17 protein-coding genes are annotated in these 17,112 nt (G+C 44.7%); 5 read left to right on the forward strand and 12 right to left on the reverse strand.

Annotation, left to right across the window (positions count from 1 at the left end; translation table 11 throughout):
• The 8 genes from acoB to BTW01_RS10605 form a co-directional block, all read right to left on the reverse strand.
• Positions 1–1,029 carry an acetoin:2,6-dichlorophenolindophenol oxidoreductase subunit beta gene (gene acoB, locus BTW01_RS10570; protein ID WP_162102944.1) on the reverse strand — a complete coding sequence of 343 codons (1,029 nt, stop codon included), beginning with the start codon at positions 1,027–1,029 and terminating at the stop codon, positions 1–3.
• 1 nt (position 1,030) lies between these two features.
• Positions 1,031–2,032 carry an acetoin:2,6-dichlorophenolindophenol oxidoreductase subunit alpha gene (gene acoA / locus BTW01_RS10575; protein ID WP_162102945.1) on the reverse strand — a complete coding sequence of 334 codons (1,002 nt, stop codon included), beginning with the start codon at positions 2,030–2,032 and terminating at the stop codon, positions 1,031–1,033.
• Positions 2,033–2,388: 356 nt separating this feature from the next.
• Positions 2,389–2,841: a DUF6884 domain-containing protein gene (locus BTW01_RS10580; RefSeq protein WP_162102946.1), complete on the reverse strand. Its 453-nt coding sequence runs from the start codon at positions 2,839–2,841 to the stop codon at positions 2,389–2,391.
• Positions 2,842–2,896: 55 nt separating this feature from the next.
• Positions 2,897–3,448: a GNAT family N-acetyltransferase gene (locus tag BTW01_RS10585; protein ID WP_162102947.1), complete on the reverse strand. Its 552-nt coding sequence runs from the start codon at positions 3,446–3,448 to the stop codon at positions 2,897–2,899.
• Between the two features lie 232 nt (positions 3,449–3,680).
• On the reverse strand, positions 3,681–4,664 hold the full coding sequence (locus BTW01_RS10590) for a tRNA dihydrouridine synthase (RefSeq protein WP_162103012.1): 984 nt from the start codon (positions 4,662–4,664) through the stop codon (positions 3,681–3,683).
• Between the two features lie 671 nt (positions 4,665–5,335).
• Positions 5,336–5,635, reverse strand: coding sequence for a YfzA family protein (locus tag BTW01_RS10595; protein WP_162102948.1), 300 nt, complete (start codon positions 5,633–5,635; stop codon positions 5,336–5,338).
• Between the two features lie 535 nt (positions 5,636–6,170).
• Positions 6,171–7,571, reverse strand: coding sequence for a 23S rRNA (uracil(1939)-C(5))-methyltransferase RlmD (rlmD, locus tag BTW01_RS10600; RefSeq protein WP_162102949.1), 1,401 nt, complete (start codon positions 7,569–7,571; stop codon positions 6,171–6,173).
• 112 nt (positions 7,572–7,683) lie between these two features.
• Positions 7,684–8,547 carry a DNA-3-methyladenine glycosylase family protein gene (locus BTW01_RS10605; protein ID WP_162102950.1) on the reverse strand — a complete coding sequence of 288 codons (864 nt, stop codon included), beginning with the start codon at positions 8,545–8,547 and terminating at the stop codon, positions 7,684–7,686.
• Positions 8,548–8,664: 117 nt separating this feature from the next.
• On the opposite strand from BTW01_RS10605, the gene corA reads away from it, so the two are divergent.
• Both corA and BTW01_RS10615 read left to right on the forward strand, forming a co-directional pair.
• On the forward strand, positions 8,665–9,624 hold the full coding sequence (gene corA / locus BTW01_RS10610) for a magnesium/cobalt transporter CorA (protein WP_162102951.1): 960 nt from the start codon (positions 8,665–8,667) through the stop codon (positions 9,622–9,624).
• Between the two features lie 99 nt (positions 9,625–9,723).
• Positions 9,724–10,584, forward strand: coding sequence for an NAD(P)-dependent oxidoreductase (locus tag BTW01_RS10615; RefSeq protein WP_238391411.1), 861 nt, complete (start codon positions 9,724–9,726; stop codon positions 10,582–10,584).
• 38 nt (positions 10,585–10,622) lie between these two features.
• Here the strand turns inward: BTW01_RS10615 and pdaA are convergent, their stop codons facing one another.
• Together pdaA and BTW01_RS10625 are read right to left on the reverse strand one after the other, a co-directional pair.
• Positions 10,623–11,414 carry a delta-lactam-biosynthetic de-N-acetylase gene (pdaA, locus tag BTW01_RS10620; RefSeq protein ID WP_162102952.1) on the reverse strand — a complete coding sequence of 264 codons (792 nt, stop codon included), beginning with the start codon at positions 11,412–11,414 and terminating at the stop codon, positions 10,623–10,625.
• 100 nt (positions 11,415–11,514) lie between these two features.
• The gene (locus tag BTW01_RS10625) at positions 11,515–11,700 is read right to left on the reverse strand and encodes an SE1561 family protein (RefSeq protein WP_162102953.1); all 186 of its coding nucleotides are present in this window, start codon (positions 11,698–11,700) and stop codon (positions 11,515–11,517) included.
• Between the two features lie 145 nt (positions 11,701–11,845).
• On the opposite strand from BTW01_RS10625, the gene yfkAB reads away from it, so the two are divergent.
• Positions 11,846–12,967: a radical SAM/CxCxxxxC motif protein YfkAB gene (gene yfkAB / locus BTW01_RS10630; protein WP_162102954.1), complete on the forward strand. Its 1,122-nt coding sequence runs from the start codon at positions 11,846–11,848 to the stop codon at positions 12,965–12,967.
• Positions 12,968–13,810: a mechanosensitive ion channel protein MscC gene (gene mscC / locus BTW01_RS10635; RefSeq protein ID WP_162102955.1), complete on the forward strand. Its 843-nt coding sequence runs from the start codon at positions 12,968–12,970 to the stop codon at positions 13,808–13,810.
• Between the two features lie 35 nt (positions 13,811–13,845).
• Here the strand turns inward: mscC and BTW01_RS10640 are convergent, their stop codons facing one another.
• Together BTW01_RS10640 and cax are read right to left on the reverse strand one after the other, a co-directional pair.
• Complete coding sequence (locus BTW01_RS10640; RefSeq protein WP_162102956.1) at positions 13,846–14,640, reverse strand: YfkD famly protein; 795 nt, start codon at positions 14,638–14,640, stop codon at positions 13,846–13,848.
• Positions 14,641–14,710: 70 nt separating this feature from the next.
• Positions 14,711–15,766 carry a calcium/proton exchanger gene (gene cax / locus BTW01_RS10645; RefSeq protein WP_162102957.1) on the reverse strand — a complete coding sequence of 352 codons (1,056 nt, stop codon included), beginning with the start codon at positions 15,764–15,766 and terminating at the stop codon, positions 14,711–14,713.
• A 124-nt stretch (positions 15,767–15,890) separates the two neighbouring features.
• Between cax and BTW01_RS10650 the strand changes: the two genes are divergently transcribed.
• Positions 15,891–17,108 (forward strand): MFS transporter, encoded by a 1,218-nt coding sequence (locus tag BTW01_RS10650; RefSeq protein ID WP_238391412.1) that lies wholly within the window; start codon positions 15,891–15,893, stop codon positions 17,106–17,108.
• Positions 17,109–17,112: the final 4 nt, after the last annotated feature.

A 17,112-nucleotide genomic window follows, 5' to 3' on the forward strand; every position in this document is an offset into this window, starting at 1 on the left:
TTAATTCATTGCCGGTTCGCCAAGCAATTCAAGCGTGACGCTGACAATTTGATCTGGTGTCGGCATATATTGATCTTCGAGCACTGGCGAAAACGGCACTGGTGTATGCGGCGCTGTAATCCGTTTAATCGGCGCATCAAGCAAATCGAAGCCTTTGTCGGCGACAATCGCAGCAATATCCGTGGCAATGCTGCAGCGTGGATTGGCTTCATCAATGATGACCAGCCGGTTTGTTTTTTCCAACGAAGTGAAAATCGCTTCCTCATCCAAAGGAGACAGACTGCGGGGATCAAGCACCTCGGCTTCAATGCCTTTTTCGGAAAGCTGTGCTGCCGCTTCAAGTGCTGTATTGACCTGTTTGCCGACCGCAAATAGCGTGATATCACCGCCTTCTCGTTTAATATCCGCCTTCCCAAGCGGGATCGTATAATACTCTTCCGGCACCTCACCCTTCATGTTGTAGGACGTTTTGTCTTCAAAAAAGAAAACCGGGTCATTGTCTTCGATTGCTGCCAGCAGCAGGCCTTTCGCGTCATACGGATTGGACGGAACCACCGTCTTCAGCCCCGGGATACTGGTGAAAAGGCCATACAGCGCCTGTGAATGCTGGGCAGCGGCTCTGAACCCCGCCCCGTATGTGGTGCGGACGGTGATCGGCACTTGGGCTTTTCCGCCGAACATATAGCGGAATTTCGCGCCTTGATTCATTACCTGATCAAAGCATGTGCCGATAAAGTCGTTGAACATCAGCTCAGCAATTGGTCTCAAGCCGGTTGATGCCGCAGCCATAGCCGCTCCCATATAACCCGCCTCAGAAATCGGTGTATCCAGCACTCTTGCTCGCCCGAATTCCTGTACGAGCCCCTTTGTCACGCCTAATACGCCGCCCCAGGCTTCATCATCCTGCAAATGATCGACCGCCGCTCCCCCGGCGACATCCTCGCCGATCAAAAGTACATTTTCATCTCTTCTCATCGCAAGCTTCATCGCTTCATTAATCGCGTTAGACATGCTTATGACTCTCGCCATCTCACATTCCCCCTTTTTCATATGACACATACACGTCCGTCAGCAGCTCTGATTCCTTCGGATATGGACTGTCTTCGCCGAACGAGACAGCTTTTTCAATTGATTCGCTGACACGCTGTTCGATTTCAGACAGTTTATTAGCATCTGTTTCTTTCAATAGATAGTTTTTAAAGCCTTGAATAGCGTCCTTTTCTTCAAGATGCTCAGTTCTTTCATCCTTTGTTTTATAGGTTTGGGCATCTCCTTCGAAATGACCATAGTTTCTGTAGGTTATACATTCAATCAAAGATGGGCCACCGCCATTTCTTGCACGTTCTACCGCTTCCTCGGCAGCCTGGTAAACTGCTAAAATATCTTTTCCGTCAACAGTGATCCCTGGCATGTTATAGGCAGCCGCCCGATCGGCGATTGAATCACAGGCAGACGCATACTCAAATGGTGTGGCTTCGCCGTAGCCATTGTTTTCAGCGATAAACACAACAGGAAGATTCCATACCGCTGCTAAGTTCATCCCTTCATGGAAGGAGCCTTGATTGTTTGCGCCATCCCCAAAAAAGCAAACGCTTACATTTTTAGTCTGTTTATATTTAGCGGTGAGCGCTGAACCGCATGCGAGCGTAAATCCGCCTCCGACAATTCCATTTGCTCCTAACATGCCTTTATCGAGATCCGCAATGTGCATAGAGCCTCCCTTGCCTTTGCACAGTCCAGTCGCTTTTCCGAATATTTCCGCCATCATGCCGTCCAGATCACAGCCTTTGGCAATACAATGCCCATGCCCCCTGTGCGTGCTTGTAATGCTGTCGCCATCATGTAAATGAGCGCACACACCTACAGCTACCGCTTCCTCACCGGCATACAAATGGACGAATCCGGGAAGCACCCCCTGTGCGAACAGTTCATGCACTTTGTCTTCAAAGCCCCTGATTTCCAGCATCTTCTGGTACATCCAGAGCGATTTTTCCTCAGTTAATGATAAGCCTTCTCGTTTTAACAATTCCATTTTGTGTGCCTCCTTCTATTTAGGGTTCACCTTAACAAAAGCAAAAAGCGTGCCAGTCTTTTGAGTCCGTAAAATCAATGTTTTTGTTTTTACACTTGAGACAGTTCGAGACAGGTGTCTCATTTTGTCTCGATCTGATCTATTTGTCTCGTTTTATGGCATACAAAAAAGACCGAGGATGAAGCGGTCTTTGACAATATTCGACTATTTATTTCCTCGGAAATGTTTCGACTGTTTCATTTTTTTCCTTGTTTGGCTGAATCATTTTTTGCGGAAGAAGATCAATTGGATCAATACCGCCATTCCCATCCTACTGCATACAATCTATCATGCTGGTTGTTTGCCATATATATGTGCTACAATTCTTGCTTTTCTTCAACAGCCCGATTCAGCGCTTGAAGCATGTAGCCAATGCCTTTGTATGAGGACAGTGGCCAGCGAATATGCTGATGTTCGCCAACGACGGCGTTTAGGACGCTTCGATATTTTTTCCCGCCAAGCATGACGAGCTCTTCGATATCAGAAAATCCCTTTTCGCAAAATTGGCGGCGCAACTTCTCTGTTGTCATGATATCCAAATGACCGGTGCCAAACGTCACATCGTAATTTTCAGATACGATATCATCTGGACGCAGAAATCCGTGCTTCGCCGACAAAATCACCCACTCATCGAAAAATGTTCTTGCATATCGCTCGCACGCTTGATGGAACGGGCTAAGATAAGCGTCTTTCGCCCTTGTTGGTCCGGTATCCGGATAGACGTCCCATATTTTTTTCTTGCCGCAGGGGATGATGCATAGTCGTTTCATTTTTCTCTCCCCCTATTTCTGTTTCATATAAAAAAGGCATTAGGTAAAAATCATTTTACCTTCCAGATGTAAATTCTCCTTTGATCATTGAATACATATATAAATCTTCGAATCTACCACAAGCAAATTCATAATGTCTCAGCAAACCCTCTCTGCTAAAACCTTGTTTTTCTATGAGTTTTATCGAAGGGATATTAGAAGGTTCAATAAGAGCTTCAATCCTTTCCAGCTGCAAGTGGTTATATCCATATTTGACGACAGCTTCTAACGCTTCACTGACGATGCCTTTTCTCCAGTAATCTTTGCGTAATTCATACCCAACCTCAGCTCGATAATGTTTTGCGATTCTATTCAGAAATCCGCAACTTCCTATGACGATGCCAGAATCTTTAAGTGTAATGCCCCATCTGATTCCTGTACCTTTTTCAAATATGGATTGATACCACTTAATCTCTGTACAAACATCACTAGTTGTTTCAAAGGGGGCTAATCCCATCGGCTTTACAACATCTTGATCTGAAAGATACGGTAGCATATCCTTGGCATCTTCAACGTTTACTTCTCTTAAAATCAATCTTTTTGTTTCAATTATAGGAAATTCTTTCATATAATTAACCCCCTTCATTACAGCCCCTATGATTACCATGTATTTTATCTTATCCTTTTATATAAAAAAAGATAGCAAAGACAATGATCCCTGCTATCTTGATTCTTATAAGATTTCAACAATTTCTCGGCAGTTTTTCAAATGATGACAACCGGCAGGAATAATCCGGCGAAATACCGCATTATACCCGTTTAATATCCCTGCCCCGCTCACCTTGAATTGGAATAATTTTTCACTTTAGCTCCGCCCCGTCAAGATACTTTTCCTCAAATTCATCGAGCAATGCACGCACTTCATCCGTTGATTTTGTGTTCATGCATTGGTTTCTTAATTCACTTGCTCCGCGGAATCCACGGAGATAAATCTTGAAAAAGCGAGGAAGAGGCTTGTATGGACGGGCTTCTAATGCTGAATATTGATCATGAAGATCGAGATGCAGCCTTAAGAGATCCAGCAATTCTTTGCTGCTATGCTCTTTCGGCTCCTTTTCAAAGGCGAATGGATTTGTAAAAATACCTCGTCCAATCATAATTCCATCAACACCGTATTGTTCAGCAAGTTTTAAGCCCGTTTCACGATCAGGAATATCTCCATTAATAGTAAGAAGAGTATCCGGTGCCACCTCGTCACGAAGTTTCTTAATTTCCGGGATCAGTTCCCAATGCGCATCTACTTTACTCATTTCCGACCTTGTACGAAGATGGATGGAAAGATTCGCAATGTCTTGCTTCAAGATGTGTGTCAGCCAGTCGCGCCATTCATCCACATCCGTATAACCAAGCCTTGTCTTCACACTTACAGGCAGTCCCCCTGCTTTTGCAGCTTGTATTAATTCTGCTGCAATGTCAGGACGGCAAATCAGGCCGCTTCCCTTTCCATTCCTCGTCACATTAGGTACAGGACAGCCCATATTGATATCCAGACCCTTAAACCCTAATTCCGCCATCCCAATACTCATTTGCCGAAAGTTTTCAGGCTTATCTCCCCATATATGAGCTACCATTGGTTGTTCATCTTCTGTAAACGTCAAACGTCCGCGCACACTATCCTTCCCATCTGGGTGACAGTAACTTTCTGAGTTTGTAAACTCCGTAAAGAACACATCGGGTCTGCCAGCTTCACTTACGACATGGCGGAACACGACATCTGTCACATCTTCCATTGGTGCCAGCACAAAAAATGGTCGTGGCAATTCACGCCAGAAATTATCTATCATCACTCATTCAAATCCTTTCATTAGGGAATACGGCTGCATCATTTATTAAAAAACTGACCATGCTTTCCTTTTTACACTTATAGCACGCGAAAGCATTTCTTATCAAACGATAGTAAATTTTGAACATTTCACTTTTTACACTGAAAAAGTGAACACATTAATTGAGTTAACGTAATAGACACTGTCGCTATAGTTATCCTCATACCATTCATTTCTGATCAACACAGTCAAACTCCTTAACCTTTAATAGGTTCTAAGAGAAATAGTGTGATGATTATCTGCACCTTGTTTATATTGTGGTTTATTAATATTAGCGCTGACCTTCATCTTTCGTAGCGGTCTTACTTATGAACTTTTTGGATAAAAAGGATTCCAACCTAAATAGAATATCATATGAGTTCTCTCTATTACCAATGCAAAATAATTAGCCATATGTCAATATCTTTATAACGTTTTAGTTTTAAAGTTATACTTATAAACAAAATATCTGCATAAAAAATATAAATAATTACTTTTATAAGGCGCCGCCAGAAATCACCTATAAATATGTTTGGATAAGGTTACGATTCGGTAACTCTGATCCAAAACCAATAAAATAGACTGCTGACTAAGTGCCGCAGTCTTCATTCATAAGATTAATAAGAAAGTTTCTTTCATAATTAAATAATGCATCAGAAGTTATTGCTTTCATTTCGAATATCCTTTGTTATACCTGTGATGATTTGTATAATAGTGAAAATCCCCAAGAAAACAGTGACAATATTAAACCATGGATTATCATAGAATGAAAGACATTTTTGAAAGAAATCCAGTTCAACTATGTTTGCCGGGAATCCATTCATTTCTCTATACTTAGGACCCCATCCCGTTAATTCTACAAAATTAAAATAAAGCTGTGAAACTAAAAATGCCAAAACCGTGAGAAACCAACTTCTTTTATATAACGGTCGTTTTTTGTTTACTTTACCCATTTAATCAGTTTCCTTTTCTGCATTTTTTTACTAAGTGTCCATCTAAAATCATTATATTATGAAGCAGCAGATGTGCCAACTTCTTTTCTCACCACCTTCATAAGTCGGTATGTGGACTGTTTTAATTCCAACCTTCAATGATTATCATCGAACGATAAGTGTTAGAGTTTTAACTGTTTAATAACCTTTTTTAGGTCTTTTTTAAGAAACGACCAATTTTTATTATTGGCTGCCGCTATAACGGATTTGAGAACTGGATAGAGTTATGCCGGCACTTTCGGAGTAGTAAAATCTCTTCCCTCTTACTATGTACTTTTCCTAAATCAGACCCTTCCAACAATCCGCATTCCACCGTTCGAGTTGGAATAGACTTTTTCTGCATTTTTCTGCTCGAAATTAGCTGTTTTCATTCGCTTATCTCACGTTTTTTCAACTCTTTTCGTCAGTTAAAATAATAATCTGCACATGAAAAAGATCCGGAAATCGGCAATGTTCTTTCTGCCAAAATCCAGATCTGATGAGAAATTGTTTATTTTTAGTGAGACGATTTCAAAACAAGCTTCGCCACAGCTTCCACATGAGCCGTCTGCGGAAACATATCAACAGGCTGAATATATTCGACGCGGTAGTCCTTCGACAGCGCCTGCAAATCCTTCGCAAGTGTGGATGGGTTGCAGGAAACGTAGACAAAGCGTTTCGGTTTAACTTTTTTGATCGTCTCCAAGAATGTGCTGTCACAGCCGGTTCTCGGCGGGTCAACGATGACGACGTCCGGACGGAAGCCTTCTTTCGTCCATTTCGGGAGCCAGTGTTCGGCTGTTCCTGTTACATATGTGGCATTTGTCATGCCATGTTTTTTGGCGTTTTTCTTGGCATCATCAATTGAATCCTTAATGACGTCCATGCCGCGGACTTCCTTCGCTCCGTCCGCTACCCACATACCGATAGTGCCGACGCCGCAGTATGCGTCAACAACTTTTTCTTTCCCAGTCAGCTGTGTCGCTTTTTTCACTTCGTCATACAGCTTGACGGTTTGCTCCGGGTTGAGCTGGAAGAAGGCGCGGGCGCTCAGTTCAAAGGATACGTCACCGAGCACCTCTTGGATCACTGTTTTTCCGGCGAGCGGTTTTGATTTCTCACCGAAAATAACTGAGGTTTTCGCTCCGTTTACGTTTTGAATAATCGATTTGACCTCTGGCAAGCGCTTTTGGATCGCTTTGACGATTTCTTCCTTGTGCGGAAGGGTTTCTTTCGCCGTTACAAGCACGACCTGCACTTCGCCTGTTTCAAAGCCGACTCTCGTCACAATGGTGCGAACATCGCCTTTTCGTTTCCGTTCATTATAAACAGACACATTAAAATCCTCTAAAATGCGGCGGACGATGCCTGTTGTTTTGTTGGTTGCCGGATGCTGAACGATGCAATCTTTAATCGGGACGATGTCATGAGAATCAAGGCCGTATAAGCCGGCGATGATGCTGCCGCTTTGCGAGCGCCCGATCTGGAATTGGCTTTTGTTGCGGTAATTCCACGGGTCATCCATTCCGATCGTTTCTTTGATGTCCATACTTTCCACTTTAAACTTCGTATGGCGTTCAAGTGACTGAATGACGATGTCGCGTTTTTCACGAAGCTGCTGGCTGTATGCAAGGTGCTGAAGCTGACAGCCGCCGCACTGTTCATATACGGGACAAGGCGGTGCCACGCGGTGCTCCGACGCCTTGCGGATCTTCTTCACGCGGCCCTCCGAAAACTTCGGCTGAACCTTTGTGGCTTGCACGACAACCTCTTCGCCAGGAAGCGCGCCGGGTACAAAGACGACTTTTTTCTTAAAGTAGCCGACACCTTCGCCGTTAATGCCGAGACGCTTAATTGTCAGCGGAAAGGTTTGTCCGACCTTCAGTTCGACGGGCGCCTGTTTCTTTTGTTGATTCACATTGTTCTCTCCGTTTCTATATGAAGCTTTCTGCAGATGGCAGAAAGTGAAATGTTTTTTCACATCTTTCTAGTATAACACGTTTGAAGGATTTCCTTCATTGTCAGACGAATTATTCGATACTCCTCCATAAATACAAAGACGCATAGCTTAAATAAGGCTCCCATTCCTTGCTCATCGCCAGCATGACATCCTTTGCCGGTTTATCGTCCAGCTGAAAATGGCGTTTGATCGCATTCTGGAGGCCTATATCGGCAAGCGGGAATAAATTAGGGCGCCCAAGGCCGAACATGAGAACGTTTTGCACAGTCCACGGGCCAATCCCCCTGATTTTGACCAGTTTCTTCATGATATCTTCATCCGTCATATGCGGCAGTTCTGATAAGTCGAGTTCGCCCTCTGTGATCAGCCTTGATGTATCAATCGCATATTCTGCTTTTTTCATGCTGAATTGCAGATCGCGCAGATCTTGATAATCGAGTTCCGCAATGGTTTCAGGCTTTGGATAGCACCATACGCCGTCCTTCTGCTCGCCAAACGCATGGACAAACCGTTCTGTTAACGTATAAGCGAAGGAAAGATTGAGCTGCTGGTGGATGATGCATTTCATGATGCAGTTGTACACATTGTAGTCCAATACAATAGGCGTGCCGGCATGCTCTTCAAAAATGGCGGACAGACTCGTTTTCGAGAAATGATCGAGCACGTGCTGTAAATCATGTTCCCATTGAAAAATCCGTTTGATTTCCATCATCATCTCTTCCTGATCCATTTCCCCGCTGACAAGAAACTCAGGCGCATCCGCGTTTCCTAACGCCTGTACCTTTACAATACGTACGTCTCCCGCTTGGCTTCTGATCGGCACGCGAATATTCCTCGCTTCTCTATTTACCGCATTGAGAGGATCTAAAGACAGTCTGTCCAGCACGCGGTCAAAATGGTATGGAGGCGTGACAAATACGTTTTCCTTCCACATGAAATCCACCCTTTTTCCGTTTTTGTTCAGTATAACACGCCGCCGGTAATAGGCAGAGAACACCGTATACTTTTCTCATAAAGGCCGCATGATATAATGGCAGGTGGAGGGTTGTTTATGATCAACATTACCGCAATGACAACAGAGCATCAGCTGCTGAAAAATATATCAATCGAACGAGTGGAACAGCCTGATATCGTGTGGTACTGGGTTGACTTATACGGCCCGGAGGATACGGAAACGGCGTTATTGAAAGACTTTTTTCATTTTCATCCGCTTGCCATTGAGGATTGCTTCCAGCATATGCAGCGCCCCAAGCTTGACCATTATGACGGCTATCGCTTTTACGTGATTCATGCGCTGAACAAGGAAACGCTTGAGACGGAGGAAGTCGATATTTTTCAAGGCGAAAAATTTGTCGTCACCTTTCATTTACATGAAACGCCTGGTATTGCCAAAGTTCGAGAGCGTTTGCATGCATCACCGGATATATTGAAAAAAGGGCCTGGACATATTTCTTATATGATCATGGATCAGCTTGTCGATGAGTATTTTCCCCTTGTTTACAAAATTGAAGACCGGCTGAACGAAATTGAAGAAAGCCGCTCTCACAAAACGTATGGAACGCTAATGAACGAGGTGTTTGAACTTAGGACAGATTTGTTGCATCTGAGGCGGACGATTATTCCGATGCGTGATTTGCTATATCGGGTTTTAAGCCTTGAGCAAGTGAAAGAACAGCCGGAAACAAAAGCCTACTTCAGCGACATATATGATCATTTACTAAAATTATCTGAGATTGTGGAATCCAACCGGGACATGACATCCGACTTGCGCGACAGCTACGTGACCCTGAACTCAAATCGGATGAACGCGATTATGATGACATTAACGATTGTGTCGACCATTTTCATCCCGCTCACCTTTATTGCCGGTGTCTATGGAATGAACTTCGACAACATGCCGGAGCTTCACTGGAGATACGGATATTTTGCCGTACTCGGCCTGATGGCAGCTCTTGTCATCGGGATGCTGATGTGGTTTGTACATAAGGGATGGTTCAATATATTTAAATGAGGACAGCAGAAAGCTGTTCTTTTTATGTTGGCAAGCAATTTCCATGCACCTCCTGTTCAGATTGTTTATAATGAGAAAAACATTCAGGGAGTGATCGGATTGAAAATCGCTGTGATCGGACTCGGCAACATGGGACAGCCCATTGCTCGAAACGTGCTTCAAGCAGGCTATGAATTGGCTGTATATAATCGGACGAAACAAAAAACAGAAGATCTTGTAGCAACAGGCGCACAGGCAGTCGACACGCCGCGGCAAGCGGCAGAGTCAGCTGATATCGTTATCACGATGCTTTCAGATGACGATACTGTCAACGCCGTGACATTCGGAGAAGACGGACTGATGGAAGGATTAGCAAAGAACGGCATTCACATCTCGATGAGCACGATCAGTGTTGAGTTCTCAGAAAAGCTTGCTGCGGCCCATGCGGAGAAAGGACAATCTTTCCTTGCCGCTCCTGTGCTTGGCAGGCCCGATGCCGCCGCCAAAGCAGCACTCCGGATTATAACAGCCGGACCGGCGAAAGCGAAGCAAGCCGCCAAGCCTCTGCTTGAGAGTCTAAGCCAGCAAGTATTTGATGTCGGTGAAGAAAGCAAAACGGCAAATGCGGCTAAAATCAGTGTCAATTTCTTGCTCGTCTCCATGCTGGAGGCGTTATCTGAATCATTCTTAATGATGGAGAAGTACGGCTTAGAGCAAAAACAATTTTTAGAAATCGCCAGCTCGCTCTTTGGCTCTCCTGTCTACCAAAATTACGGAACCATCATGGCAGAGCAGAGATTCGAGCCTGCCGGTTTCAAAATGTCCTTAGGGCTGAAGGATACCAATCTGGCACTCGCCGCAGCTAGTCAGGTTTCTGCACACCTCCCTCTTGCCGAGCTGGCCAAGAGCCATTTTGAAAGCGGGATCGAACAAGGCTTAGAAGACCTGGATTGGGCCGCACTGATTAAATGTATAAAATAACAAGAAGGCCTCTCCTTTTTTTGGAGAGGCTCTTTCTATTACAAAGACGGCAGCTTCATTTCTTTCTCAAACATCAAATCATCAAGGCTTTTAAATGTATAGCCTTGTTTTTTCAGGTCTGTGATCGCATCATCCAATGCTTCAGCATTGTCCTTAGATACGGTGTGAAGCAGATAAATGGCTCCTGGGTGCGCCTGCTTGATCATATGATCGTAAGCGTATTTCTTCCCCTTTTGGTTGTTGATCTTCCAATCAACAAAAGCAACCGACCAGAAAACGGTTTGATAGCCAAGGCGTTTCGTTTCTTTCAGCACATACTCACTGAATACGCCGCGCGGCGGGCGCAGATACAGGTTGTCCCGCTTTCCCGTTATTTTATAGACCTCTTCATTGACGGAATCAAGTTCGTCCTGAATTTGGTCAGCAGTTTTTTTGGTCAGATCCGGATGATGAAAGGAATGGTTGCCGATAATATGGCCTTCGTCTGACATCCGTTTAATCAGCTCAGGCTGATCCTTTACGAAATGCCCTGTGACAAAAAAAGTTCCTGTTACGCGATGTTTTTTTAGGACATCAAGCACTTTTGGCGTATAGCCATTTTCATAGCCGTTATCAAACGTTAAGTAAATCGTTTTTTCCTTTGTATTCCCTAAATAAAACGCGTCGTATTTTTCAATTAAACTGTTCAGCTGCTTTCCGGCATCTGGCGGCTGATGATTGACACTTCGTTTAAAGCCCCAATTGATCGGCTCATTCGGCACCGCTTCCGCTTGCGCCGTGCCTCCGACAAGCAAGACGACGAGACAGCATATTGAACACATCCATTTCATGGCCAGCGCTCCTTCTGCATTTTTCCTTATTTTACAGAAAGGGGCCCCATTTTATACTGACGCTTTATGGCAAACAAAAAACCGCGGCGGGCGCGCGGTTTTATTCCCAGTCTTTTTTAAAGCGTTCGTATTTAGCTTCCAGATCATCAAGCATGCTGATGAGTCTGTCTATATCTTCAACATCGGTTGCTTCAGGGTCTAATGAATCGATGACATTCATAAACATGTCAAGTCTATTCTTCAAATAATCAATCTGCTGATCTTTATTGTTTATAGCGTTCCCCATTCTGTTCCTCCATTCATTTTTTATTATGGTAGCTCATTTTTTGCCGTTTTTCAATTGATGCGCTACTTGCGAACTTGGCAAATCAGGTCTAAAATGAACAGTTGGCAGCGTTAGTATGCCCTATTTATAAAGGAGTTAGATAGTCATGACACAAAACACAAAGCTGCGTCCGATTACACCAGAGTTTGATCCGTGGGAAGCCTATATGGATGTGGACCAGTATGGAGACATGCAACTGACAAATGTTGAATTCACAACAACAACACTGTGCAATATGAGATGCGAGCATTGCGCTGTAGGCTATACATTGCAGCCTAAAGACCCGAATGCTCTGCCAATAGATCTTCTGTTAAAACGGCTGGAGGAAATCCCGCGCCTGAGATCCATTAGTATTACAGGCGGAGAGCCGATGCTTTCATTAAAATCCGTAAAAGAATATGTCGTTCCGTTATTAAAATACGCCCGTGAACGGGGTGTGCGGACGCAGATTAATTCTAACCTGACCCTCGACATCGAACGGTATGAATGGATTATTCCGTATCTTGATGTCCTGCATATTTCTCATAACTGGGGTACGGTTGAGGACTTTGCAGAGATCGGCTTTGCCATGATGGACAGAAAACCGACCTTCGAACAGCGCGCGCGCTATTTTGAAAAAATGATTGAAAACAGCCGCACACTTGTGAATGCAGGGGTAATGGTATCTGCGGAAACGATGCTGAACAAACGAACACTTCCGCATATTGAGCATATTCATCGTCAAATCACAGAAGATATGAAATGTCAGCGTCACGAAATTCATCCTATGTATCCAAGCGATTTCGCGAGCGCTCTTGAATCTCTTAGCCTGAAAGAGATGAGACAGGCCATTCACCGCTTGCTGGATATTCGTGATGAAAAGACGTGGATGCTGTTCGGGACACTGCCGTTTTATGCCTGCAGTTCGGACGAAGACGATCAACAGCTGCTTCGCCGGCTGCGCGCGGCGAAAAACGTCACAGTGAGAAATGACCCTGACGGCCGTTCGCGCTTGAATGTGAACATTTTTGACGGAAACATCATCGTGACTGATTTCGGCGATACGCCGCCGCTAGGCAATATTCAGACAGACAGCCTCCCTTCCGCCTTTGAAAAATGGAGAGAGACGAAGCTTGCAAAAGAGCTGAATTGCCACTGCTCGAATGTCCGGTGCCTCGGCCCGAATGTTCTCGTCAAAAACAGTTATTATCAAGATACAGATTTCTCAAAACGTCAAGCCAGGAGTTAGATGCGGATGGAAGAAACATTCACGGAGATTTTCCAGAACAAAATCGTCGATATTCTCCTCGTTGCTGTTATCCTTTGGATCGGTGTCTTTATCATCAACCGGCTGGTGCAGCTGTTTTTTAAACGGACGGACTTTATTGAAGAAAAAAAGGAAAAAACCATTGAAAGCCTTGTCCGTTCTGTCACCCAGTATACGGCGACGATCGGTTTTATCTTTTACGTTATTTCTTTGTTTGTGCATGATTTCGGCAAGATATTAGCCGGGGCGGGCGTAGCAGGTATTGTGATCGGTTTTGGCGCCCAATCGCTGATTAAGGATGTGCTGGCGGGCGTGTTTTTCATTTACGAGCGCCAGCTGCATAAAGGCGATTATGTCACCGTCAACAATTTGTTTAAGGGGACAGTGGAGGAAATCGGCCTTCGCTCACTGCAAATCCGGGAATGGAGCGGTAAACTGCTTACCATCAGCAACGGTGAGGTCAGACAGATAGAGAACTACAATATCGATTTTATGCGAATAACAGAATCTATTCTCATCAGCTTTAAGGAAGATCCGGACCGCGTGTACAGTGTTTTGGAAGGGGCTTGTGACATGCTGAATGAAGAGCTTCGTGATTCATTGAAACGGGATGAATTCGGCAATCCGACAGAGCCCTTTCAAATACACGGGATCACCGCATTGAATAAAATCAATCGCGGCGTCGAATTTACAGTAAAAGGCATGGTGAAAGATGACGATTACTTTAGCGCCAGCCTTGCAGCAAGACGGGTTCTCGTCCGCCAGCTGTACCAAAACAATGTGCAAATGCTTGAGGAAGCGGTCAAAATCGAGCGAACGCAATAAAAAACTGATTCCAAAATGGAATCAGTTTTTTTTATTTATCTTGGCTGTGAGGAAATTTGAAAGCTGAATGTGACGTGGTCTTGAACCGGAATCCATGCTCCGATTCCCTGTGAGGTGACATTTTTTACGACAAGTTTTCGTTTATTCCCTTTCAGCACTAAGTATACTTCTCCGTAAGTCACTTTTCCTTTTTCATTTACTGCCGGTGCATATGCGTTCAGATAACCGAGTTTTTTGGGAGCCACTTTATAAATTTGATCCCGCTTTGTACCCGCTCCGACTACGGTATCAAAAGCAAGCGGAAGATTCGTTTTCTTCATCGCTTTCAGCATCATCATGCTTTTAACGTCTTCCGCATTGGGAACTTTAGCTGTCAGGCCGCCCTTTACCTTGTATTGCTGTTCTTGGGCATAATGCATTTCAGCTGTTTCTTTTCCGCCGCGGTTATCTGCACGATTTGTGTTGATTTTTTTATATTCCCAGTTCGCGACAGTTTCATTTGATTCATAGCCGAGCGCCCATTTCCCAAGAAATATTGTCGCCCGGTAGCCAACCGCAAGCGGTGTACCGGATATGTTGGATTCATTCAGCATTTTGATGAGATGAGGGTTTTCCACCTTCACCTCGGACTGATCGAGCAATTCCTTTGCCAGCTTGCTTGGCTGAAGCATCGGCTGATCCTGTGAAGCATTTGGATACGTGTTTTCCTTGGAAATGCTTGCGACAGAATTAGGAACCTTAAACTGCTTTTTCGCGTGGATAGGCTGAACGCCGAAAAAACTAAAGAATAACAGCACAATAAGTGTGGAATGAAATAGCTTTTTCATCATATCACTCTTTCTATGGCATTTTCCCTTAGTCTTTTCATCACGCGTTGTTGTTATCCAACATTTTTTTAAGTTATAGAAGGAAAAAGCCGATCGCCATAATGATATAGGCAGCAAGCAGTGTCGCTCCTTCAAACCAGTTAGAATCGCCGTCATTCGAAATGACGATCATCAAGAGAACAGACGATACCATCGCCACGAGCTCTGGGAGTGTAAACACAAGCGGCATGCTGACCGGGAAAAAGATGGAACAAATCACAAGAACCGGTGCGACAAACATAGCAATCTGCAGTGTTGAGCCGACTGCGATTTCAACAGCAATATCCATTTTATTTTTGTAGGCCATAATAATGGCTGATGCGTGCTCCGCAGCATTACCGACAATCGCCACGATGATGACCCCGATAAACAGCTCGCTCCAGCCGAACTGTTCAGCCACAGAGTGAAAGGTATGCACAAGGTTTTCGGATATGTACGCCACGACAATCGTTGCCGCAAACAAGACAATCGTCGCCACCTTGCCAGACCATTCCGGCTGCTCCTTTTCTTCGTGCTGGACGGCATTGTTCGGCTGATAAACTCCGCGGTGCGTGACCAGTTTAAAATACAGCGCGGCAACATATAACAGAATCATGATGATGCTGATTCCGATGCTTAAATTGAGCTTGCTCGTATCTCCCATTCCAATAGAAAATACTTCTGGAATCACGAAGGCGACAATGATGGCGAAAATTAGCAGCCCTGAATTATGGCGCGCGTCATGGACATTAAACTCCTGCCGCTTATATTTTAAACCGCCGATAAAAAATGAGAGGCCCGCTACCAGCAAGAGGTTTCCCAGCACTGAACCGGTTAAAGAGGCAAGCACGATTCCTGTCAGGCCTTCCTTTAATGCAAATATGGAGATGATCAGCTCAACCGCATTCCCGAAGGTGGCGTTCAACAAACCGCCGATCCGAGGTCCTGCAATAATGGACAGTGATTCAGTCGCCCTTCCCATATAACTCGCAAGTGCGATAATGGTGACGCAATACACTGCAAAAAGTATGGCAGAAGGCCAATGCATGAAACTGCCGATGACAGAAAGCGGAACACCAGCTGCTACTAAAATAAAAAAGATACGATTCATGGTGAAATGGCTCCTTTTTTATGACTTGTTTTATTTTATTCTTTACAAAAACCTTCATGATTACACGAGGGCAAATGCTCACAGGGATATAGGCTTTTTTCAGGTTGCCGGCTTTTGGAAATCGTTGTACGATCTACATAGATTCCACAGAAGGAGAACAAACACGATGTCACGATGTCATTTCTTTATCCTTGTGTTGCTCGTTTCCATTTCCGGTTTTTCACAAGGCATGCTGCTTCCTGTCATTTCGATTATTTTTGAAACGAATGGGGAATCAGCCGCTATCAATGGCCTGCACGCCACAGGACTGTATATCGGCGTGCTTTTGGCTTCACCGTTTATGGAAACACCGCTCAGAAAGCTCGGATTCAAGCCGCTGATTGTCATTGGCGGAAGCCTCGTGATTGTAAGCCTGTTCGGATTTATTTGGCTCCAGTCTGTTTGGACCTGGTTCCTGCTTCGCCTATTGATCGGAATCGGCGACCACATGCTTCATTTTTCTACACAAACATGGGTAACCTCCATGTCAGCCAAACAAAATCGCGGAAGAAACTTGTCAATTTACGGGCTTTCCTTCGGCCTTGGCTTTGCCGCGGGCCCGTTTATGGTTCCGCTTGTCAAACTGAATCCGGCGCTGCCTTTTATCGTGTCCGGCTGCTTCAGCCTGTTTGCGTGGCTTTTTGTTTTCTTATTACAAAATGCATACCCGGAAACCAGTTCTTACGAAACCAAATCAGATAATAGCTTCAGACGTTTTTATCAAGCCATACTGTTTGGATGGATTGCTTTTATGCCTACATTCGGATACGGCTTTCTGGAGACAGCGCTGAACGGAAGCTTTCCTGTGTATGCACTTCGTTTGGGGATTTCTGTAGACGCAGTGGCACTGATTCTTCCGGCATTTGCGATTGGAAGCATTATCTTTCAGTTTCCGCTTGGCATCCTCAGCGATAAATACGGGCGGCGGAAGGTTCTGCTTGTGATTTTGCTGATAGGGGCGCTCTGCTTTTTCATCGCCGGCGTGTTCCCTTCTCCTTATGTGATTGGCTGCAGCTTTTTTGTGGCAGGAATGGCTGTCGGTTCTACCTTTACACTTGGAATCAGCTATATGACAGATCTTCTTCCACCTCACCTGCTTCCCGCGGGGAATCTGCTTTGCGGCGTTACATTCAGTCTCGGCAGCATCCTCGGCCCGATCGCCGGCGGCTGGTATATGCAAGCATTCGAAAGCGCAAACTTGTTTTATTTCATCACGCTTACGCTTAGTGTTGTGTGGCTGGCCCTTGTGTTTGGCAAACCGAAGAGCTGGTCATCTGCTGAGACCTATTCTTCATCTTCTTAATCCA

The sequence above is a fragment of the Bacillus sp. SKDU12 genome, assembly GCF_010093085.1.
GTDB lineage: Bacteria > Bacillota > Bacilli > Bacillales > Bacillaceae > Bacillus > Bacillus mexicanus.